We start from the raw sequence: 21686 nt of genomic DNA, 5'->3' as shown, positions 1-21686 counted from the left end.
CCGCTAACGGTTGATAGACCGCGTAAATCGCTGCATAGTGACTCGGTCTTGGACACGGCCGGCGCCCCGGACAACAGTGAACACCATGACCACACGATCGGCATCTCCCTGCACAGTGCTGACCGACGGCTGCCACCTGGTGGTGGACGCCCTCAAAGCCAACGACGTCGCCACCATCTACGGCGTTGTCGGCATCCCGATCACCGACCTGGCTCGCGCCGCCCAAGCCTCGGGGATCCGCTATATCGGTTTCCGCCACGAAGCATCAGCGGGCAATGCGGCGGCCGCCGCGGGGTTCCTCACCGCACGGCCCGGCGTGTGTCTGACGACGTCCGGCCCCGGCTTTCTCAACGGCCTGCCCGCGCTGGCGAACGCCACCACGAACTGCTTCCCGATGATCCAGATCTCCGGATCGAGCAGCCGGCCGATGGTCGACCTGCAGCGCGGCGACTATCAGGACCTCGACCAGCTCAACGCCGCTCGACCGTTCGTGAAGGCGGCGTATCGGATCGGCCAAGTCCAGGACATCGGGCGCGGCGTCGCGCGCGCCATTCGCACCGCGACCTCCGGGCGGCCCGGCGGTGTATACCTCGATATCCCCGGCGATGTGCTGGGCCAGGCCGTTGAGGCATCGGCTGCTTCCGGCGCCATTTGGCGGCCGGTGGACCCGGCTCCCCGACTACTGCCGGCACCGGAGGCGATTGATCGCGCGCTGGACGTGCTCGCCCAAGCGCAGCGACCGCTGCTCGTGCTCGGCAAGGGCGCGGCATATGCGCAGGCCGACAACGTTATTCGGGAGTTTGTGGAGCACACCGGCATTCCCTTCCTGCCGATGTCGATGGCCAAGGGGCTGCTGCCCGACTCACACCCGCAGTCGGCGGCTGCGGCTCGTTCGCTGGCGATGGCCCGCGCCGACGTGGTGCTGCTGGTTGGCGCTCGGCTGAATTGGCTACTAGGCAACGGAGAGTCGCCGCAATGGTCGGCCGATGCCAAGTTCATCCAGGTCGATATCGAGGCGTCGGAGTTTGACAGCAACCGGCCGATCGTGGCACCGCTGACCGGCGACATCGGCTCGGTAATGTCGGCGCTCCTCGAAGCTGCGGCCGATCGTTCGAGCGTGGCCTCGGCGGCGTGGACCGGCGAGCTCGCCGACCGCAAGGCCCGCAACAGTGCCAAGATGCGTCGGCGGTTGGCCGACGATCATCATCCGATGCGGTTCTACAACGCGCTTGGTGCCATTAGGTCTGTGCTGCAACGCAACCCGGATGTCTATGTGGTCAACGAAGGCGCCAACGCGCTGGACCTCGCCCGCAACATCATCGACATGCACCTACCGCGGCACCGGCTCGACAGCGGAACCTGGGGCGTGATGGGCATCGGCATGGGCTACGCCATCGCGGCCGCCGTCGAGACCGGGCGACCTGTCGTGGCGATCGAGGGCGACAGCGCATTTGGCTTCAGCGGCATGGAGTTCGAGACCATCTGCCGATACCGACTCCCGGTCACCGTCGTCATCCTCAACAACGGCGGCGTCTACCGCGGCGACGAGGCAACGATCTTTAGGTCGGCCGCCCCGGTGTGGCGACACGACCCAGCGCCCACCGTGCTGAACGCTCATGCACGTCACGAACTGATCGCAGAGGCGTTCGGCGGCAAAGGATATCACGTAAGCACCCCAACCGAACTGGAGTCGGCGCTGACCGATGCACTGGCATCGAACGGACCGTCACTCATCGACTGCGAACTCGACCCTGCAGACGGGGTGGAGAGCGGCCACCTGGCGAAGCTGAACACTACCAGCGCAGCGACGCCCGCGATCAGCGGCGACGGGTGATCCCCCGCAGCTGCGTGTCAAAGAATTCGTTCAGCGCCAGCGCCTGCGCGCATGTTATGAGCGCTCGGGCAACCGGAGATCCCGGTCCCAAGGCGTTGGTAGCCAGGGCGATCTGGGCTTTCAGCACCGGATCGACCAATTCGACCGCGCGGATCTCACCACCCGTCGGCCCGCTCATTGGCATTGCCCATAGCCAGGTGTGCGGAACGATGGACGCCCAGTTGCCGGTTGCCACCTGTGCGAACAGCGAAGCAACGGAATCGGTTTCGACCTGCGGGATCGCCGAGACCGCGTGGTCGGCGAACGCGGCGTCGATAACCTGGCGGTCCCGCATATCCGCAGTGAGCAATGCCAACGGTAGTTGCGCGGCATCCCGCCACACCAACGTCGATGTCCCCGGCGGCAGCATATCCGCCGGCGACAACAGCACGTACTGCTCCTCATAGAGCGGCACCAGATCAACATCATCACTGTCTTGGGTCTCGGGGTGCACGATGACGGCATCGAGCTCGAATTCGCGCAGCCGTCGGTACAGCTCGGTCGCAGCCAGCCGGGAACAGACTTGCACCTTCGCCAACGGGTGCGCCGAGCAAAACGCCGACAGCACCAGGGATGCCGTCGTTGACGCGGTGGGAACCGTGCCTAGCCGAAGCGTCCCGGTTATCCCGGACCGCACCGCATCCACCTCGGCCTTGAACGCAGCGTGCTCGGCAAGTATCCGCTTGGCCCATACCACCAACCGCTCACCCTCGCGAGTAAGGCCTTCGAAACTGTGTCCGCGATTGATCAGGGTGACGTTGAGTTCGCGTTCGAGCTTGGCGATTGCCGAAGACAGCGCAGGTTGCGACACGTAGCACTTCTCAGCGGCCCGAGCGAAATGCCGCTCCTGGGCGACCGCGACGAAGTACTCCAGCTGACGGAAGAGCACCCGCACCTCCTCGGCCTTGGCACCGATTCCGCTGAGGCTAACGCGAGGCCGCGCGGCCTGCCAATCCGCACCCGCGGGGCGGCGGGGCTATCCAGAAACTGCTTGCTCGGCCCGCAATGGGTCGATGGTCACTAGAATGTCGTGTGTCGATCGCACCATCTCGGGAGGGTGGACGCCATGCGTCGAGTGGTTCGTTATCTATCCGTTGTGGTCGCGATCACGCTGATGCTCACCGCGGAATCAGTCAGCATAGCGACCGCCGCGGTCCCGCCACTCCAACCGATCCCAGGCGTTGCGTCGGTGTCGCCGGCTAATGGTGCCGTGGTGGGGGTGGCGCACCCGGTGGTGGTGACATTCACCACGCCCGTGACCGATCGCCGCGCCGTCGAGCGGTCCATCCGCATCAGCACACCGCACAACACGACCGGACACTTCGAGTGGGTCGCTAGCAATGTCGTGCGGTGGGTGCCCCACCGGTATTGGCCACCTCACACCCGTGTCTCGGTGGGTGTGCAGGAACTGACCGAAGGATTCGAGACCGGTGACGCACTGATCGGGGTTGCCAGCATCTCGGCACATACCTTCACGGTCAGCAGAAACGGAGAAGTCCTCCGCACCATGCCCGCGTCGTTAGGCAAGCCCAGCCGCCCGACACCAATCGGTAGCTTTCACGCAATGTCCAAGGAGCGCACGGTCGTGATGGACTCGCGTACCATCGGCATCCCGCTGAATTCCTCGGACGGGTATCTGCTCACCGCCCACTACGCGGTTCGTGTTACCTGGAGCGGCGTGTACGTGCACTCGGCCCCCTGGTCGGTCAACTCGCAGGGATACGCCAACGTCAGCCACGGCTGTATCAACCTCAGCCCGGACAACGCGGCATGGTACTTCGACGCCGTCACCGTTGGTGATCCCATTGAGGTGGTCGGCTAGCGGCACTGGCCGCGAGCGTGCGCAGTTGTAGGGCCCAGACAGCGTGTCGGTGTACCAACACGCGCGCGCGGGTTGGGCTAGCGCCGGTCCAACGGGTAACCGCGCCACGCGCCGACGCCCGCTCAGTCCGCAATCACCGCGATCGGCATACGTGCCACATACCGGTCGGCCCGCTCCTGCGGGGTCCAGGCGAGCGGTGCGCGAAACGTGTCCGTCAGACGCCGACTCACCCGCAGCAGCGACCGTGCCCGCCCTTTCGTCGCACGGGTAACACGTTGTGGAACAACAAAAGTCATGATCATCGTGGTCATGGTCTTCTCCTGCAGGAAGCCCGATCAGCGTGCGTCATTCAGAACGCCACAACTGCGCCACATCGGACATGCGCAGTAACTCGCGAAAGCTCAGAAGGCAGAAAGAATGCCGGAGCCAGATCGGGACAAGACGAATGTCGGATCGGGACTGTCGCTCGGACTCATCTCGCCCTCACCTCCTCACGGCCAGGACACACGGGGGTGTCGTCTCAGTCACCTCACGAAGAGGCGTCAGCGCCCGGTGCTTGCGGGGTCTCATGCTTGCACTGGGCTCCCCGATCGTCAAACCGGTACGCGCCAAGTCGAGTGGCTCGTCGCAAGGACACAGCCAGCACACAGCAAGATTCCAGCGTTTCCGAGCGCTGAAGCCACGGCATCAGCAACTCCACGCCTTACGGGGTGCCGTGGACTCTGGGATATGCCAGGTCACCGCTCCGCCTTTGGTAAACAGGCAAGGAGCCACCGATCCTCCGCACTCTCGTTCGAGGCTGCGTGCGACTTCGATACGGCGACGCGGGTCCACGATCATCATGAGGAAGCCACCCCCACCGGCACCCGAGACTTTCCCGGCGACCATGCCGCTGGACTGCGCGACCTGGTAAGCGTGCTCGATTGCGGGGTTCGAGATTCGGGTTGACGTCCGCTTTTTCGCTTGCCAGCCGCGAAGCAGTGAATCGGCGAAGCCGGGTATGTCACCCACCACGAGAAGATCCTTCATTTCGAGTGCCTCGGCGCAGATCGAGTGAGTGGCCGCAAGCGCGTCCGCGTCTCGCTCGACGACATTGCGTTGTTGATCGGCGATGACTTCCGACGACAGCCTGGAGACGCCGCCGAAGTACAGAAGAAGGGAAGCTTCCAGTTCGGCGATCACCTCCCGCCGTATCCGAAGCGGATTCACCACGACTTCTCCGTTGGGGCGGGACTCCATGAAGTTGAAGCCGCCGAAAGCCGCGGCGTAGTGGTCTTGCCAACCACCGGCCATGCCGAGATCAACCCGTTCGATTTCCCAGGCCAGTCGCGCCAGCTCGTATGGGCCCGGCGACGAGCCGATGAGCGCACATGTCGTGAGAAGCATCGCCACCACCAAAGCAGACGACGAGCCCAGCCCCGACCCGGGAGGAGCGTCCACCTGCGTCGCCAGCTGGAGCGGAAACGGTGTACCACCGTTGAACTCCGCAATCACCCGCCGGTAGACGGCGACGTGCAACGGAAAGTCTTCTTCGAGAGACGCCAGATCGTCGATCGAGGCCTGGCCGGCTCGGTCGCGGTCCGGCGAGCGAAAGGCGATCTCATCTCCTGTTCCGCGCTCCGCGAACGCGTAGGCGTATTTGTCGATGGTTACGCTAAGAATTCGTCCGCCAAACTGGCTCGAGTACGGTTCCACGTCTGTCCCGCCACCGCCGAGTCCGAGCCGCAACGGCGCTCGCCCGCGCAAGATCGCCATTAGCCCCGCTCCCCCCGCGCATGTCCGACTGCGACAGCGAACTCCCAGAGCGAGTCAAATGACGCGTCAGCGACACCGCCAGAACTGGCGCCCCCTATCTGGACACTGGCACATGCACCGGCAGCAGCGGCGACGTTGTGTGCCAATTCAAGATCGCTGAGGCTGTCCCCAACCACGATGCTCAGCAATGGCTCACTGTCGGGGTGTCGTCCGAGCCAGTCGAGGACCAGACCCGGTCTCGGCTTACGGCAGCCACACCGCTGCGAACGGTGGTGCGGGCAAACCTGAAATCCATCTATCAGCACGCCATCGGATGCAAGCTGCATTTGGAGGTGCCGATGTATCACCATCACGTCGACGGCGCTCATCAATCCGGCACCCACGCCCTGCTGGTTTGTCACGACAACGATGTACGGAGCCCATGCCCGTAGCTTCTTCAACGCCCGCGCCGCCCCGGGCAACCATTCAAACTGCCGCCAGTTCCGTACGTAGTCGCCGACCACTTGTCGATTGATGACCCCGTCTCTATCGAGGAAGAGACACCATTGGTGTCCCGCACGTTCCGCGACCATCTTTCGAATGGCCGCGTAAGGATCGGCTTTCCTATTGGCGAGGCGCGAAAAGCGCGTGTTCGACATGTTCGGAGATCGCATGAATAAAAACGATGTGAGATTCCTGGATTCGCCCGGTGTCGCGTGACGGGACGTTGATCAAGAAATCTGCGAATTCTGCCAGCTGGCCGCCGGATTCGCCCGTCATTGCAACAACCGTCACACCCAACTCCCTTGCGGTTTTCGCGGCCCGCAGTACACTCATAGAATTGCCGGAGGTACTTATCGCAAAAAGCGTGTCGCCGGGACGCGCAGATCCTTCGAGGGCCCTGGCAAAAACGGTGTCGTAGTCATAGTCGTTGGCCACCGCTGTTAGGTGCGACGAATTGGCGTGGAGTGCCTCGGCGCCAAGCGGTGGCCGATCAAAGATCAGGTGACCCGTTAGCTCCGCGGCAAAATGTTGCGCATCCGCAGCGCTACCACCGTTGCCACACATGAAGACGCGTGCTCCCGCACGATAGCCGGCAATCAAGCGGTCCCCAATTGCGCGAGCGGCTTCCAGCAAGACCCGGTCATTGAGGATGCGTGTCTTGACAGCGATTGTCTCTACAAAGATCTCCTCAGCAGTTCTCGCGGTGCACACCTTTTGTCGATACTGAGAGTCCGTTACGGTCAATCTTATCTGCTCCTCAGGTTGGCAGGACAAAGACATTCGGTCACACCATCAGAGCGGACTCGGATTTGCTACGCCAATAATCGAACATGTCGGCAATCGTCTGAGTCAAACAGATTTCTTGTTGCCAGCCTGTTATGGCCGCCAGCTTGCTGCAATCTCCGTAGATGATCTTTTCGTCGGTGGGCCGAAGAAGGGCGGGGTCGACTTCCGGCACGATATCGTCACGTTTACAAGCCGCGATTACTTGTTTGAGAACGTCGCCCATCTCGTAGGCGATCGAACCTCCCACATTGTAGTCAGCCCCGGCCTCGCCTTTATCCAGCATCAGCATCAACGCCCGATTGAGATCGCGGACGTCCACGATAGTCCGTTTCGTCTTAAGATTTCCCACCCGGATGGCACTTTGTTCCGGATGGTGCTCCAACCATGTACAACGGCGGACGAAATCGGAAAGTGCATCTCCGACTTTGCGTGGCCCGGTGCAATTGAAGATACGAGCGACGACGGTGTGCATGCCGTAAGACTTGTGATATTGATACGCCAGCATGTCGGTGGCCGCCTTAGAAACACCATACGGATGGAGCGGGCGAAGTTCTCGCCGCTCATTAATCGGAACCTCGGATGGGTCAACAAATCCATATTCGGCCGACGAGCCCGCAACAATAATCTTTGCGTGCGGTCGCACGCGACGTAGTGCTTCGAAAACGATGGCGGTGCCAACCATGTTGGTGGTCAGCGTCTCAACCGGCCGGGCCCACGAAACCGCCGGATAGCTTTGGGCCGCGAGATGAAATACCGCGTCGGGGCGGAATGTCGCTATCGAATCGTAGACCGAGCACCAGTCGGTGATATCGACTTCTGCTCCGTTGAATTGCAGGTCCGACGGATCGATGGTCGGCCTGCAGTAGGTAGCGTACACATCGTGTCCGGCGGCCAGCAACATTTCGGCGAGATGTGACCCCATCATTCCGCCAGCCCCAGTGATCCACACTTTCATGGACTGTTCCTATTCGCCTTTCTCGACAAACCGCACCGGCCTGAGCATCAAGGAGTCCAGTTCACCTCGAATGGATAGTGCGCACCTCGTTGCGCGCGCCAGATCGGGGAGCGCCCTCGTTGTGTAAATACAAACCCAGACGTGCGGGCTTCAATGTTTGCAGCGAGGCCGCGGCTCGTCAAACGGTTACGCACCACTTAGACAGGCTCATCACAACGACACAGCCAGCACACAGCACAATTCCAGGGTTACCGTCGCGCTCATCCGGAGCACACGGCGGATTAACTGGCGACCCGCACCGAATCCTCAAGCCACGGTATCAGCCACTTCACGCCTTCCTGGGTGAGATGAACACCATCACTGCGGACCTTGATGCCGTCGACCTTGGCCGTGTAAACGCCGTCTGGACAAAGCTTTTTGTTGAGGTCGATCATTCCGACGTTCGAGTGTTGGCTAATGGCGTTATGTAACATGGCGTTCCATTTGTTCACACGCTCGGGTTGATCCTCCGGATACAAGCGGCCGTCCGGCTTTTCGCCGCCGCGGCTGTAGGGCACGGTGGTGACCATCACTCGAACCCCGGTGGATCCAACGATGCTGAGCGCTCGCTGTAGCTCGGCGTTGAGGTACGCATCGAAGGTCGGGTCGCCGATATGTGTCCACCGCCCCTCATTGACCCGGTCTACCGTCTCCCAGCGGCCGACGATCAGCAACGCAACGTCCGGTTGGTCCCGGTTGACCTGCGCCGACCATCTGGCCGGCCAGCCGTCGCATTCCGCCCTCTGCTCCAGGGTTTGACCGATGTACCGATACGGTGTGCCGCGTACCAGGCTGCAGCCGATGACGGTGTGGTCGATGAACCGGAATCCGGGAGTCGGCGGCAGGTAATGCATCAAAGTCCACCCGATCGAATCACCGAATACCGAAACGGTGAACGGCCGGTTGGGATCTCGTGGCCCGGGCGCGGGCTGACTCGCTTCCGGCGGCGACGGCGAGACCGCGGCGACCGCCGAAACGCCGGGCGGAAGGCCGATCTCGCGTAGCCCCGGTCCGGCTCCGACCGGAACAACGAGCATCGTCACGGCGGCAGCGCTGGCAACGGTCGCCGCTGCCAGCGGCAACAGCGGAACCCGTGCCGGTCGCCAGCGCCGAATAGGTTGCTCGATCAGCCACCACGACGCACCGGCCAGCACCACCGTGGCTGCACACCTAGCGGCAAACAGGGCCGGGCCCGACCAGCCCGTACGTTGGCCGTTGAGCGCCAGAAAGATTGGCCAGTGCCACAGATAGACGCCGTACGATATGGTGCCCAGCCACACCAACGGTCGCCAGGCCAGGATGCGGGCCACCGCTCCGCGCTGCTCCATGGCTACCGAGGCAACCACGATGACGGCCGCACCTGCCACCACGATCAGCAGACCATGGCGGAACTCGCCCACACTGCCCGTTGCGACGTGAGTCGTCACCGCCAGCCCAGCCAGCCCGACGAACGGCAACAGACGGGCAATCCGCCGTCCCCAGCGAGTCCGGATCAGGCACCACCCGCGGTTCAGCGATGGCCAATCCCGCACCAGCAGAGCCGCTGCCGCGGAGCCGATCAGCAACGCCTGCGCACGGGTATCGGTGCCGAAGTAAATCCGGTCGCGGGTGGCCGCCGAGGTAAATGCGACCGCGGCGGTGGCGGAAGCCATCGTGCCGAGACTGGCAATCAGGAACGCGGCGAACCGAACCCCGCCCACCGTGGCCCGTCTGCAACGGCGCCTCGCCCGGGCCGCCAACAGTAGCGTCGCCCCGATCAGCAACAGTGGCCAGACAACGTAATACTGCTCCTCCACCCCCAACGACCAGGTGTGCTGTAGGGGCGAGGGTGGAGCGCCCTGGGTGAAGTAATCGGTATTTTGGGCCACAAACCGCCAATTCGCCGTCCATAGGAACGCGGCGATCGCATCGCTCCGTAGCCCGGTGAGAGCTTGGTCAGGAAATAGTGCGCGTGCGGCGCTCACGGTGAGAACCATCAGCACCAGCGCCGGCAGCAGCCGCCGCGCACGGCGAATCCAGAACCCGCTCAGATCGATACGACCGGTGCGCCCCAGCTCGTCGAGCAGCAGCGAGGTGATGAGAAATCCGCTCAAGACGAAGAAGGCGTCGACGCCGATGAACCCGCCGCCCATACCGGGGATGCCGCCATGGCTGGCGAGTACCAGCGCGACCGCTATCGCACGAAGGCCATCTAACGCTGGAATTCCGCTGCGCCGCTCCGGCCGATCCCATACGGCCAGCCGACCGACCCGGCGCACCGGGGCCACCCAACGGGGCCGGGGAACAGAACGTGCCGGCACGGAGTGAATCCCGCCCGGCTCAGCTCTCGCTGTTAGCGCGCCCTGACCACTTCGTCGTCCGGCGCAGTGCTTGCTGCCGATACGTCGCTGCCCCTCCTCTTGATCGTGGCAAGTTTAGATGTGACCGCGTCGGATTCCCCGAAGACACGCGAAGACAAGCGGCTATCGGTTTTGATGTGTTCAGCTCAGGTTGAGGCGCCCACCGAACAGTGCGAGCAAATCGACTGTGCGCCAGCCGATCAGCACGACGAACGCAACCAAAACGGTGATCGTCACTGTGGCCTGGATCAAGTTCCGACGTTCCCTGGGCGCGTAGACGTAGGTCGCTGCCACCAGCGCACCCGTTACCAGCCCGCCGACGTGCCCCTGCCAGCTGATCGCCGGCGCGAGGAACGTGAAAGCCAAGTTGATCACGATGAGCGCGACGACCCAACGAACATCAAGGTGGAGCCGCCTGGCCACCATGAACGTGGCACCGAAAAGACCGAACACCGCCCCCGATGCCCCCGCCGTCGCCGTATTAAGCGGTGCGATCAGATAGACCAACACCGAGCCACCCAGCGCGCTCACCGCATACAGCGCGCCGAACCGCAACCGGCCCAGCCACATCTCCAACGGCGGACCCACCACATACAGCGCCCACATGTTCAACAGCAGGTGCATCGCCCCGTAGTGCAGGAACGCCGAGGTCACCAACCGGTAGGTCTGACCGCTGGCGACCGCGGGTGGCCACAAAGCGAGCTGCCGTTCCAGACCCATCACGGTCACTTGCATGACGAACACCAGCGCATTCAGCGAGATCAGCGTGTATGTAACCACCGGAGTTGCCGACCGCTGCCGCCCGCCGAATGGGGTACGAGGCTGCCGCACCGCCCGGGCGCCTTCGCGCACACACTCCGCGCACTGGTGGCCGACGGGACCCACGCGCATACATTCGCCACAGATGTACCGATCACATCGGGTGCAGCGGACGTAGGTCCGGCGCCCGGGATGGCGATAGCAGGTGGGCGACTCCGATGAGCTGGCGCCACTCATCGCACCATTGTTGCCTGCGCCGTTGGGCGGGATGCAACACGCCTAGCTCGGCCCGGGGGTTCCGGCGAAGCCGAATATCGTGCCGCCGCTGCCGCCAGCTCCGCCGGGCCCGCCGAACATGCCCGGGCCACCGTCACCGCCGTTCCCGATCAACCGGGCGTTACCACCGTTACCACCGGCCGATGCAGCAGCGTCACCCGCGCCTGCACCGCCACCGGTGCCGCCGTCGCCGATCAGCCCGCCGCTACCGCCGTCACCGCCCCTGCCAACTGGAATACCGGCCCCGAATCCGGACCCGCCGGCCCCGCCGGCCCCGCCCTGGCCGAACAGTCCGACAGCGTTGCCGCCCATACCGCCGTTGCCGGCCGACGTGCCCGGCCCGCCTAGACCGCCGGGGCCGCCGTTGCCGAACACCAAGCCCCCGTTGCCGCCCATCCCACCCGCCGAGGAGACTGCGCCGCTGCCGAGCTGGCCATTGCCGCCGGCTCCGCCGTTGCCGACGAACCCGGCGTTACCGCCAATACCGGCAAGCCCGCCGTTAACGTCACCCAGACCGCCGGTACCACCGGCCCCGCCATCGCCGAACACGCCGCCCAAGCCGCCGTTGCCGGCGTTTCCGCCGTCTCCGCTAGCGCCGTAGCCGCCGGCACCGCCGACCCCACCGTTGCCCATGAACCGGCCATTGCCGCCGCCACCACCGAGCCCGCCGTCGGCGCTGCCGATGCCCCCGGCACCGCCGGCCCCGCCGTGACCGAACAGTCCGGCGGTGCCGCCGTTACCCGCGTTGCCGCCGTTGCCGACACCGCCCATGCCGCCGACGCCGCCCATCCCGCCGGTACCTCCGCTGCCAAACAGACCGATGGCGTTACCGCCGGCACCGCCAGGCCCACCGTCACCGGTGGTGCCAATCCCACCGGCCCCGCCGGGCCCGCCGTTGCCGAACAGCAGCCCACCGGCGCCGCCCGCCCCGCCCGCACTGCCAGCTATCCCCGGCCCGCCGACGCCGCCGGACCCGCCGTTACCGATCAGGCCGGCTGCACCGCCGTTACCACCGGCCTGATCCACCCCGCCGGATCCGCCGTTGCCACCGTTGCCGAACAGCAACCCGCCGGGCCCACCGTCTTGCCCGGTGTTCGGTAACCCGTTGGCACCGTTGCCGATGATTGGTCGACCTAGCAATGCCTGGGTGGGCGCGTTGACCACGGTGAGGACGTTCTGCTGCACAGTCTGCAGAGCCTGCAGCGGAGTTGCGTTGGCTGTCTCTGCGGCCGCATAGCAAACCGCACCCATGTTGAGCGCCTGCACGAACTGGTCGTGGAACGCCAGTGCCTGGGCACTCAGCGCCTGATACTCCTGGGCGTACGCCTCGAATAGCGCTGCGATCAGCACCGAGACCTCATCGGCACCCGCGACCGATAGCGCCGTCGTCGGAGCGGCCGCTGCCGCGTTGGCTGTGCTGAGCGCCGATCCGATACCCGCCAGATGTGTTGCCGCCGCAGCCACCGTCGCCGGTGATGTGATCAAAAGCGACATCAGGGACCTCTGCCGTTTTCGGGCAAGCTGTCTGGTGGCTAGGAGCCAAATGTAGCGCGGCTTCCGGGGCACGTTGCGCCAATTGCGGGGATTCGGCTGTCCAACACGCATTCCCGCTCCGGCAGCTGGTCACAATCACTGGCGACCACCCAAGAGCGAGCCCGCCGCGGCCAACCCGCTGGTGCCTCCGCGTCGAGGTGGCGCACCCACGCAGAGTGTTCCCTAGTCGGCTTAATTGCCTTACTGTGTTTCGCGTGGAGTCAAACGGAAATCCGGATTTGGTGCCCGTCGAAACATTGCACTCCGGTGACCCGATCACCGATGTCAACGGTGGCGGTCAGCGGTACATCGTCCTTGAGTCGAAGACCGTCGGTGACAGCTGCGTGGTGCTCGAGCTGGAGTCGAGAGTGAACCACCAGCTGCAGGTCATCGAGAAGTCCTTCCCGGCGGGTTACCACGTCGGCAGGGCCCACCACCGCATTTTGTGAGCCGATTTCGTCGGCCCCCCAATGTCGGCCGCACAATGCAACGCTTGGCCGCTTGCCGGCTGATTCACGGACCCCACCGCATCCACTGATTCGATCCGTGAGCCGTTAGCCAGGCGTTGCCGCGTCGTTGGGATCGTTTGGGTCGGTTTCACGTGCCCGCCACCGGCGCGTCACGGGCCCGCCCGTACTCAAGCTAGATCCGACACGGCGTCTGCATTCATCGCTCGCAGACCAAAGGGGTCCGGACTGCCTTCACCGGCGACCTCACCCGGCGAAGTATGCGCAAGTCGGTAGACATGGCGCTGATACGCCATCAGGATTAGGCGCGGTATCGGTAGTTGAAGGGTGACTCAGTGAAGATCCCGGGTGTGGCCACTGTCCTCGGTGGTGTGACCAACGGAGTAGCACAGACAGTGCGAGCCGGCGCCCGCTTGCCGGGGAGTGCGGCCGCGGCGGTGCAGACGCTGGCCAGCCCGGTGCTGGAGCTGACCGGCCCGGTGGTGCAGTCGGTGGTGCAAACGACTGGTCGCGCAATCGGGGTACGCGGTTCCCACAACGAATCGCCTGACGGAATGACACCGCCGGTGCGTTGGCGCAGCGGACGGCGCGTGCATTTCGACCTGGATCCGCTACTGCCATTCCCTCGCTGGCACGAGCATGCCGCCATGGTGGAGGAGCCAGTCCGCAGGATCCCGGGCGTGGCCGAGGCCCACGTTGAGGGCTCATTGGGTCGGCTGGTGGTCGAACTTGAACCTGATGCGGATAGCGACATCGCCGTGGACGAGGTACGTGATGTGGTTTCCGCGGTGGCTGCCGACATATTCCTGGCTGGGTCGGTGTCGTCGCCGAACTCGGCACCATTCGCCGACCCAGGTAACCCCTTGGCGATCCTGGTGCCGTTGACCGCTGCGGCAATGGATCTGGTAGCGATGGGTGCCACGGTCACCGGCTGGGTCGCCCGACTGCCCGCCGCACCGCAAACCACCAGAGCCCTGGCCGCTCTGATAAACCATCAACCGCGAATGGTGTCGCTTATGGAGTCGCGGTTGGGTCGAGTGGGCACCGATATTGCGCTCGCCGCTACGACGGCGGCGGCCAACGGGCTAACCCAGTCCCTGGGCACACCGCTGCTCGATCTGGTGCAACGCAGCCTGCAAATCTCCGAAGCGGCGGCGCACCGTCGCGTATGGCGTGACCGCGAACCCGCGCTGGCCTCCCCCAGACGGCCGCAGGCTCCGGTGGTGCCCATCATCTCGTCGGCCGGGGCCAAATCGCAGGAGCCGCGACACAGTTGGGCGGCTGCGGCGGCAGGCGAGGCTTCGCACGTCGTGGTCGGCGGATCCATCGACGCCGCGATCGACACCGCCAAAGGGTCAAGGGCCGGGCCGGTGGAGCAATACGTCAACCAGGCCGCAAACGGTTCGTTGATCGCCGCGGCCAGTGCACTGGTGGCCGGCGGTGGTACCGAGGACGCGGCCGGCGCGATCCTGGCCGGAGTACCACGTGCCGCGCACATGGGCCGACAGGCGTTCGCGGCGGTGCTGGGTCGCGGGCTCGCCAACACCGGGCAACTAGTCCTCGACCCCGGCGCGTTGCGCCGCCTGGATCGGGTGCGGGTGGTCGTTATCGACGGCGCAGCGCTGCGCGGTGACAACCGCGCCGTATTGCATGCACAGGGAGACGAACCCGGCTGGGACGACGACCGCGTCTACGAGGTCGCCGACGCCTTGCTCCATGGCGAGCAGGCACCCGAACCCGACCCCGATGAATTGCCGGCTACCGGTGCCCGCTTGAGATGGGCTCCGGCTCAAGGGCCGTCGGCAACGCCGGCTCAGGGCCTCGAGCATGCCGACCTGGTGGTCGATGGCCAATGCGTGGGCAGCGTCGACGTGGGGTGGGAAGTCGACCCATACGCAATCCCGCTGCTGCAGACCGCGCACCGAACCGGAGCGCGGGTGGTTTTGCGCCATGTCGCGGGCACCGAAGATCTATCGGCCAGCGTCGGTTCGACGCATCCGCCTGGCACGCCGTTGCTGAAGTTGGTGCGTGAGTTGCGCGCGGATCGCGGACCGGTATTGCTGATCACCGCGGTGCACCGGGACTTCGCATCCACCGATACGTTGGCCGCGTTGGCCATCGCTGACGTCGGTGTGGCTCTCGACGATCCCCGCGGGGCAACACCATGGACTGCCGACCTAATCACCGGCACCGATCTGGCCGCGGCGGTGCGGATCCTGTCAGCGCTTCCGGTGGCCCGGGCAGCCAGTGAATCCGCGGTACACCTCGCCCAAGGTGGCACCACCTTGGCCGGGCTGTTGTTGGTCACCGGTGAGCAGGACAAAACCACCAACCCAGCCAGCTTCCGTCGCTGGCTCAATCCGGTCAATGCCGCTGCCGCAACGGCTTTGGTGTCCGGAATGTGGTCGGCCGCCAAGGTGCTGCGGATGCCCGACCCCACCCCGCAACCGCTGACCGCCTGGCACGCGCTGGACCCCGAGATCGTCTACTCGCGGCTAGCCGGCGGCTCCCGACCCTTGGCCGTCGAACCCGGAATCCCGGCCTGGCGGCGCATTCTGGACGACCTGTCCTACGAACCGGTGATGGCGCCGCTGCGCGGCCCGGCACGAACCTTGGCGCAGCTGGCGGTGGCCACCCGCCATGAACTGGCCGATCCGCTGACTCCGATCCTGGCGGTGGGCGCCGCAGCATCGGCGATTGTCGGCAGCAATATCGACGCGCTACTGGTAGCGGGCGTGATGACGGTCAACGCGATCACCGGTGGGGTACAACGATTGCGAGCCGAGGCGGCGGCCGCCGAGCTATTCGCCGAGCAGGACCAGCTGGTGCGCCGGGTGGTGGTGCCGGCGGTAGCGACTACCCGACGTCGACTGGAGGCGGCCCGGCACGCCACCCGGACGGCCACGGTGTCGGCGAAGTCGCTGCGAGTCGGCGATGTCATCGACCTGGCCGCGCCGGAGGTGGTCCCGGCGGATGCGCGCCTGCTGGTGGCCGAAGACCTCGAGGTCGACGAGTCCTTTCTTACCGGCGAGTCGCTACCGGTGGACAAGCAGGTGGACCCCGTCGCCGTCAACGACCCCGACCGGGCCAGCATGCTGTTTGAGGGCAGCACCATCGTCGCCGGACACGCCCGCGCGATCGTGGTAGCCACCGGAGTCGGCACCGCCGCACATCGCGCGATCTCGGCGGTCGCCGATGTCGAAACGGCGGCCGGAGTCCAGGCCCGGCTGCGCGAGCTGACCAGCAAAGTGCTGCCCATGACGTTGGCCGGCGGCGCCGCGGTGACAGCTCTGGCGTTGCTGCGCCGGGCGTCGCTGCGGCAAGCGGTGGCCGACGGCGTCGCCATCGCGGTGGCCGCGGTCCCGGAGGGTCTACCGTTGGTGGCCACCCTCTCCCAGCTTGCCGCCGCCCAGCGCCTGACGGCACGTGGGGCGCTGGTGCGCTCGCCTCGCACCATCGAGGCGCTGGGCCGTGTCGACACCATATGTTTCGACAAGACCGGCACACTCACCGAGAACCGCCTGCGGGTGGTATGCGCGCTACCGAGCAGCACCGCAGCCGAACGGGATCCGTTGCCGCAGACCACCGATGCGCCCTCCGCCGAGGTGCTGCGGGCCGCCGCGCGCGCGTCCACGCAGCCCCATAACGGGGAAGGGCACGCGCACGCCACCGATGAGGCGATCCTCGCGGCGGCTAGTGCGCTGGCCGGTTCGCTTAGTAGCCAAGGCGATTCGGAGTGGGTGGTGCTGGCCGAAGTACCGTTTGAGTCCAGTCGCGGCTACGCCGCCGCGATCGGCAGAGTGGGCACCGACGGGATACCGATGTTGATGCTCAAGGGCGCTCCGGAGACGATCCTGCCGCGCTGCCGACTCGCCGACCCGGGCGTCGACCACGAACATGCCGAATCCGTGGTACGCCACCTCGCCGAGCAGGGCCTGCGTGTTCTGGCAGTCGCGCAGCGCACCTGGGACAACGGGACCACCCATGATGACGAGACCGACGCCGACGCTGTCGACGCCGTCGCGCACGATCTCGAGCTGATCGGCTATGTCGGATTGGCGGATACGGCCCGGCCTTCCTCGCGTCCGTTGATCGAAGCCTTGCTGGACGCCGAGCGCAACGTGGTGCTGATCACCGGCGACCATCCGATCACCGCCCGGGCGATCGCCCGCCAGCTGGGACTACCGGCGGACGCGCGAGTCGTGACCGGTGCCGAACTTGCCGTCCTGGACGAGGAGGCGCATGCCAAACTCGCCGCCGACATGCAAGTCTTTGCTCGGGTCAGCCCGGAACAAAAGGTTCAGATTGTGGCGGCGCTGCAGCGCTGCGGGCGAGTGACCGCGATGGTCGGCGACGGCGCCAACGACGCCGCGGCCATCCGGATGGCCGACGTGGGCATCGGAGTGAGCGGGCGCGGTTCCTCTGCCGCCCGTGGGGCCGCCGATATCGTGCTGACCGACGATGACCTGGGCGTGCTGCTCGACGCGCTGGTCGAGGGCCGCAGCATGTGGGCCGGTGTTCGTGACGCGGTGACGATTCTGGTCGGCGGCAATGTGGGCGAAGTTCTGTTCACCGTCATCGGGACGGCGTTCGGGGCCGGGCGGGCGCCGGTGGGGACTCGTCAACTGCTGCTGGTGAATCTGCTCACCGACATGTTTCCCGCGCTTGCGGTGGCCGTCACCTCGCAGTTTGCCGAACCCGACGACGCCGAATACCCAACCGATGACGCGGCCGAGCGAGCGCAGCGCGAACATCGACGTGCGGTGCTGATCGGGCCTACGCCCTCGCTGGACGCGCCATTGCTGCGTCAGATCGTTAACCGCGGCGTCGTCACCGCCGCCGGCGCAACGGCAGCCTGGGCCATCGGGCGCTGGACTCCCGGAACCGAACGACGCACGGCGACAATGGGTTTGACTGCACTCGTGATGACCCAGCTAGCGCAGACACTGCTGACGCGCCGGCACAGTCCGCTCGTCATTGCCACCGCACTGGGCAGCGCCGGGGTGTTGGTCGGCATCATTCAAACCCCGGTTATCAGCCACTTTTTCGGGTGTACCCCGCTGGGACCGGTCGCCTGGACGGGCGTCTTCAGCGCCACGGCAGGAGCCACCGCAGTCTCAGCGCTGGCACCGAAGTGGTTGGCAAGCACAGTCGGTGTCGTGCAACCTGATGAACGCCCTGACGACGCGGAAGACTCTGACGCGGGTGGATAGAACCTATCGACGCCCTCGGTAGCATCCAGCGCGCGCTGAGCCGTAGTGTCGGCGTCTGTACCACGGGCTGGTAGTCGGGATGGATACCGGGGTTTCATCGAGATTCTCCTGAGTTGCGGTGTGCCGAGAATTCCCCAGCCGCATCGGGCATTTCGTGGCACGGGTCGTCATGCCAGTCGCCGAAAGGGTCGACGTAGGACTGCCAGCGTTGCGGAGATGCCATTTCGTCGTCGCTGAGCAGCGCCGCGTTCAGGGCATTGACGATGTCGGTCGGATCGGCGCCGCATACCAGTACCGTCATCGCGGTGTGCCGGTCTCCGAACGGGTAGACCCACATCAGGTCGGCGAACAACCGCCGCTCCAGGTCGACATAGGCCACCTCCGAGGCCGCCATCGCCGCCAACCACTTTCCGGCCGATGCGACCCGCAGACCGCCACCGGCTGATTCGAGCCACATGACCTGATCCGGCCGGTTGGCCAGCCACAGCCGACCTCGAGTGCGAACCACGCCATCGAGCAGCAGGTCAACCGCGGCATGCAGACGTTGCGGGTGAAACGGGCGGCGGGCACTGAATTCCACGATCGCAACCTCACCGTCGGCTGCCAACGGAGGCAGGCCCGCCAGCAATGGCGTGTGCGGGGTATCGGTACGACCCCTCCGTGAGTTGTCGTCCAGATGCGCCAGCGCCAGCTCGACGCGGTCGACGCCGCCGGTGATTCGCGCTCGAGGGGCCAGTCGGCGCAGAACCGCCACGGCGACCGGTTCCGGGTGGGTCAGCACCAGAAGGTCGGCGAACTCGGCCTGACCGACCGTCACTTGGGCCACCGTGCGCCCGTCGGGCAGTTCGTCCTCGCCGAGTGACTGCGGCAGCCACCTTACGCAGTCCACACAGGTCACCACGGCCGCGACCCGCACGTCGAGGGCGGCTGGTCCGTCTGGGTATCCGTGTCCGACGCAAACCCGCACGTGGTCGATCGCCCAGCAGATGGGCTGGGGCTCCAGCCACGGCGCCAGGTGCACGACGATCCGGCCGACATTGTCTCGGCGGTGCAGTCTGCGTAACAGCACCAGCAGGTCGTCGCGGATTGTGCACGACACACAGCCGTGGGCGAACTCCAAAGCGTCCTCCGTGGTGATCAATTCGCCACGGCTCAGCGTGGCAGTCATCCGTCGCACCACATGGCCGTCAAACCGGTGCTCCACGACCACCGTTCCGGTCCGGCGCAACAAGGCGCCCGTCACCTCGTCGGTGTGATCCTGACCTGCCACCAATATCACCGGAGTACGCATCGCCAAACCTTATTGAAAATGATTGCCATTAAACTGCACCCACGCTACCGTGCCGTGCAACGGTTGTCGAAAACTATTTTCAACAGGCTGGTCCGGGAGGAGGTTCGCCATGTCCGCCCGCTGCCAAATCACCGGCCGCACTGTGGGTTTCGGTAAGGCTGTGTCGCACTCACACCGCCGCACTCGGCGACGTTGGCCGCCCAATATCCAGCTCAAGGCCTACTACTTACCGTCGGAGGACCGCCGCATCAAGGTGCGGGTCAGCGCCCAAGGAATCAAGGTCATCGACCGCGACGGGCATCGAGGCCGTCGTCGCGCGGCTCGGGCAGGATCCGCCCCGGCGCACTTCGCGCGCCAAGCGGGCTCATCGCTCCGAACGGCGGCGATCCTGTGAGCACAACTGATGGCGCGCAACGAGATTCGTCCAATTGTCAAGCCGTGTTCGACCGCAGGGACCGGTTATACGTATGTCAACCTATGTCACTCGCAAGAACCGGCATAACGATCCCGTGATCCGCCGACAGCCCACGAGTGCAAGACCGTTACACCATCAAGGACTCGGACGCGCCGGCGTGCATGAGCCGGGTGCGAGCGACACCGTAGGCGATCTCACGCATTGCAGCGTCCCCATGAGCGCGTCGCCGAAAGCCTTGCCGTCGAGCTCCCACAGGACCGATGGCTCACATGCCCGCACCGTCGCTATGCGCCGCATGCCACCGAGCAAACACGCCTCGCCGAAGTGGTCTCCGGCACCGAGTCTAAGGATGACCTTCCCGTCGACGAGCGCCTCAAGCTCGCCGGATTCGATGACAAAGAAGTGGTCGGCCCGCTCACCTTGGCGGAACAAGGTATGGCCGGAGCGCACCTGAAGGCGGCGATACCCATCGATCGAAAGCAACGGTAGCCGGCTGAGAGCTTGGAGCGGGACGTCGATGTTCAGAAACGATGCCACGATGTCGCCCTGGTCGATCAGCCCGAGATGCGGATGATCGGATGACATTTCGTCGGCGACCGCGACCGACGCATACAACACCGCGGCCGCCAACAACGCCATCGTGAGCGCCATCGACGCATCGCCGCACATGGGCGAACCGTCAAAGTTGACCGGGAAGCCCGAATTCAACAAGGTAGCGTCGACACTGCCGTCGGCTACCCTGAGGTCGGCATGGCAGTCAGGATTGGGCGTCGTGCGCCGACGCAACGCGACGGCATCGAACTCGCGATCGGACGAAGACGCCGACATCAGCAATACGCCGGGGCGCAGCAATTCGTGCATGCTGGCGGGCACACTGGTGGCGCCGGTGGCACCGATGATCACGTCATAGCCGCCGATCGCATTCGGAAGATCGATAGGCGTCATACAGCCGGAGCGCGTGTCGTACACGTCCACCCGGTCATGCAGCGGACGCAGCACATCGGCCAGGGCAGTGCCGATTGCGCCCGCGCCGGTGATCAGGATCGCTGCGCTTGAGTCGATGCCCGCGGTGCGCTCGAATGCCGTCTGTGTCACGCGTGCGGCGATGATCGGCGACTCGTATAGAAGCTTTGCCGACGAGCGGGCGATGTTGATGACGGGAAACCCCAGCGCACAACCGACGATTTTGGCGTAGCCGGCGGACGTCTGCTCGATTCCGATCACGTCGGCGCTCGCATCGAGCATGGCGCCGGCGACGGCTAGCAGCGATCCGCCGTCGTCGAGGAGCACGACACGAGCCGTACGCCCGGCCGTAAGCCGCGCCCAGGATTCGGCGAAAAACCGTTCTACGTGGCGGGTGTACTGGGTGTCGAATGATTCGTGGGGTGCGTAGGCGTCGCTGCAATCGTCGACATAGATGCCGTCGGCCCGCATCGCGTCGACAACTCCCGGGTGAGTGGAATAGCACTTGCCGATCACCGCGACGTTGCGCGGATCGAGGCCGACCCGAAATAGCGAACGCAGCATGGCGTGCGTTGTTTGCAGCAGGTGTTGGGCGGCGATCAAGATAACGCCGTCAAGGTTGCGGTCGCGACCAGCGAGGATCGCGTCCACGAGAGGAAACGTTGTGACGGGCGTCACAGTCGGAAACCTAGCACGCCAACCGCAGAAATCGGACCA

General features: G+C 65.2%; 14 protein-coding genes and 3 pseudogenes. 6 read left to right on the top strand and 11 right to left on the bottom strand.

Translation table 11 applies throughout. The features are described from left to right. Positions 1-85 precede the first annotated feature (85 nt). On the top strand, positions 86-1834 hold the full coding sequence (gene oxc, locus FF952_RS00645; protein WP_003905237.1) for an oxalyl-CoA decarboxylase: 1749 nt from the start codon (positions 86-88) through the stop codon (positions 1832-1834). Here the strand turns inward: oxc and oxyS are convergent. Beyond that, complete coding sequence (oxyS, locus tag FF952_RS00640; protein WP_003400857.1) at positions 1818-2762, bottom strand: LysR family transcriptional regulator OxyS; 945 nt, start codon at positions 2760-2762, stop codon at positions 1818-1820. The genes oxc and oxyS overlap by 17 nt on opposite strands. Before the next feature lie 177 nt (positions 2763-2939). Here oxyS and ldtMt1 point away from each other — a divergent pair, with 177 nt between their 5' ends. After that, the gene (ldtMt1, locus tag FF952_RS00635; protein WP_003400856.1) at positions 2940-3695 is read left to right on the top strand and encodes a L,D-transpeptidase LdtMt1; all 756 of its coding nucleotides are present in this window, start codon (positions 2940-2942) and stop codon (positions 3693-3695) included. 122 nt (positions 3696-3817) lie between these two features. Here ldtMt1 and FF952_RS00630 read toward each other — a convergent pair whose 3' ends face one another. From FF952_RS00630 to FF952_RS00595, 8 genes and pseudogenes are all read right to left on the bottom strand, one after another. Beyond that, positions 3818-4006 carry a hypothetical protein gene (locus tag FF952_RS00630; protein WP_003400850.1) on the bottom strand — a complete coding sequence of 63 codons (189 nt, stop codon included), beginning with the start codon at positions 4004-4006 and terminating at the stop codon, positions 3818-3820. Positions 4007-4288: 282 nt separating this feature from the next. Continuing rightward, positions 4289-5450 (bottom strand): annotated as a pseudogene (locus FF952_RS00625) (D-alpha-D-heptose-7-phosphate kinase HddA). Then, on the bottom strand, positions 5450-6022 hold the full coding sequence (gmhB, locus tag FF952_RS00620; RefSeq protein WP_003400840.1) for a D-glycero-alpha-D-manno-heptose-1,7-bisphosphate 7-phosphatase: 573 nt from the start codon (positions 6020-6022) through the stop codon (positions 5450-5452). Before gmhB ends, FF952_RS00625 begins: the two are co-directional and overlap by 1 nt. Before the next feature lie 31 nt (positions 6023-6053). Next, a complete protein-coding gene (locus tag FF952_RS00615; RefSeq protein WP_003400839.1) occupies positions 6054-6644 on the bottom strand; it encodes a D-sedoheptulose 7-phosphate isomerase in 591 nt (196 codons plus the stop codon). Positions 6645-6717: 73 nt separating this feature from the next. Further along, a complete protein-coding gene (locus FF952_RS00610) occupies positions 6718-7674 on the bottom strand; it encodes a GDP-mannose 4,6-dehydratase (protein ID WP_003400829.1) in 957 nt (318 codons plus the stop codon). Between the two features lie 281 nt (positions 7675-7955). Then, entirely contained in the window at positions 7956-10013 is a 2058-nt protein-coding gene (locus FF952_RS00605; RefSeq protein WP_003900811.1) for an acyltransferase family protein, read from the bottom strand. A 180-nt stretch (positions 10014-10193) separates the two neighbouring features. Continuing rightward, on the bottom strand, positions 10194-11048 hold the full coding sequence (locus FF952_RS00600) for a rhomboid family intramembrane serine protease (RefSeq protein WP_003899818.1): 855 nt from the start codon (positions 11046-11048) through the stop codon (positions 10194-10196). Positions 11049-11090: 42 nt separating this feature from the next. After that, positions 11091-12581 carry a PE family protein gene (locus tag FF952_RS00595; RefSeq protein ID WP_003905235.1) on the bottom strand — a complete coding sequence of 497 codons (1491 nt, stop codon included), beginning with the start codon at positions 12579-12581 and terminating at the stop codon, positions 11091-11093. A gap of 254 nt (positions 12582-12835) precedes the next feature. Here FF952_RS00595 and FF952_RS00590 point away from each other — a divergent pair, with 254 nt between their 5' ends. Both FF952_RS00590 and FF952_RS00585 read left to right on the top strand, forming a co-directional pair. Then, entirely contained in the window at positions 12836-13069 is a 234-nt protein-coding gene (locus FF952_RS00590; RefSeq protein WP_003899816.1) for a hypothetical protein, read from the top strand. A 353-nt stretch (positions 13070-13422) separates the two neighbouring features. Continuing rightward, positions 13423-18300: a cation-translocating P-type ATPase gene (locus FF952_RS00585; protein WP_003905234.1), complete on the top strand. Its 4878-nt coding sequence runs from the start codon at positions 13423-13425 to the stop codon at positions 18298-18300. A 94-nt stretch (positions 18301-18394) separates the two neighbouring features. Here FF952_RS00585 and mrf read toward each other — a convergent pair whose 3' ends face one another. After that, positions 18395-19591 (bottom strand): ribosome hibernation factor-recruiting GTPase MRF, encoded by a 1197-nt coding sequence (gene mrf, locus FF952_RS00580; protein ID WP_003400804.1) that lies wholly within the window; start codon positions 19589-19591, stop codon positions 18395-18397. A 109-nt stretch (positions 19592-19700) separates the two neighbouring features. Here mrf and rpmB point away from each other — a divergent pair, with 109 nt between their 5' ends. Next, positions 19701-19985 carry a 50S ribosomal protein L28 gene (gene rpmB, locus FF952_RS00575; protein WP_003400802.1) on the top strand — a complete coding sequence of 95 codons (285 nt, stop codon included), beginning with the start codon at positions 19701-19703 and terminating at the stop codon, positions 19983-19985. 9 nt (positions 19986-19994) lie between these two features. After that, positions 19995-20100, top strand: a pseudogene (locus FF952_RS00570) (bL33 family ribosomal protein); the annotation flags it as partial. A 33-nt stretch (positions 20101-20133) separates the two neighbouring features. Here the strand turns inward: FF952_RS00570 and FF952_RS00565 are convergent. Next, a pseudogene (locus tag FF952_RS00565) lies at positions 20134-21647 on the bottom strand (cyclic nucleotide-binding domain-containing protein). Positions 21648-21686 lie beyond the last annotated feature (39 nt).

The organism is Mycobacterium tuberculosis complex sp. N0072 (genome assembly GCF_030323725.1).
Classification (GTDB): domain Bacteria; phylum Actinomycetota; class Actinomycetes; order Mycobacteriales; family Mycobacteriaceae; genus Mycobacterium; species Mycobacterium tuberculosis.
The sequence above is the reverse complement of the archived record's forward strand: the minus strand, read 5'-3'. Positions and strand labels throughout refer to the sequence as shown.

Coding starts and splice junctions, on each gene's coding strand:
- FF952_RS00600 (WP_003899818.1), bottom strand. CDS start 11,048: ATGAGTGGCGCCAGCTCATCGGAGTCGCCCACCTGCTATCGCCATCCC.
- FF952_RS00630 (WP_003400850.1), bottom strand. CDS start 4,006: ATGACCACGATGATCATGACTTTTGTTGTTCCACAACGTGTTACCCGT.
- FF952_RS00595 (WP_003905235.1), bottom strand. CDS start 12,581: ATGTCGCTTTTGATCACATCACCGGCGACGGTGGCTGCGGCGGCAACA.
- rpmB (WP_003400802.1), top strand. CDS start 19,701: ATGTCCGCCCGCTGCCAAATCACCGGCCGCACTGTGGGTTTCGGTAAG.
- ldtMt1 (WP_003400856.1), top strand. CDS start 2,940: ATGCGTCGAGTGGTTCGTTATCTATCCGTTGTGGTCGCGATCACGCTG.
- mrf (WP_003400804.1), bottom strand. CDS start 19,591: ATGCGTACTCCGGTGATATTGGTGGCAGGTCAGGATCACACCGACGAG.
- FF952_RS00610 (WP_003400829.1), bottom strand. CDS start 7,674: ATGAAAGTGTGGATCACTGGGGCTGGCGGAATGATGGGGTCACATCTC.
- gmhB (WP_003400840.1), bottom strand. CDS start 6,022: ATGGTCGCGGAACGTGCGGGACACCAATGGTGTCTCTTCCTCGATAGA.
- oxc (WP_003905237.1), top strand. CDS start 86: ATGACCACACGATCGGCATCTCCCTGCACAGTGCTGACCGACGGCTGC.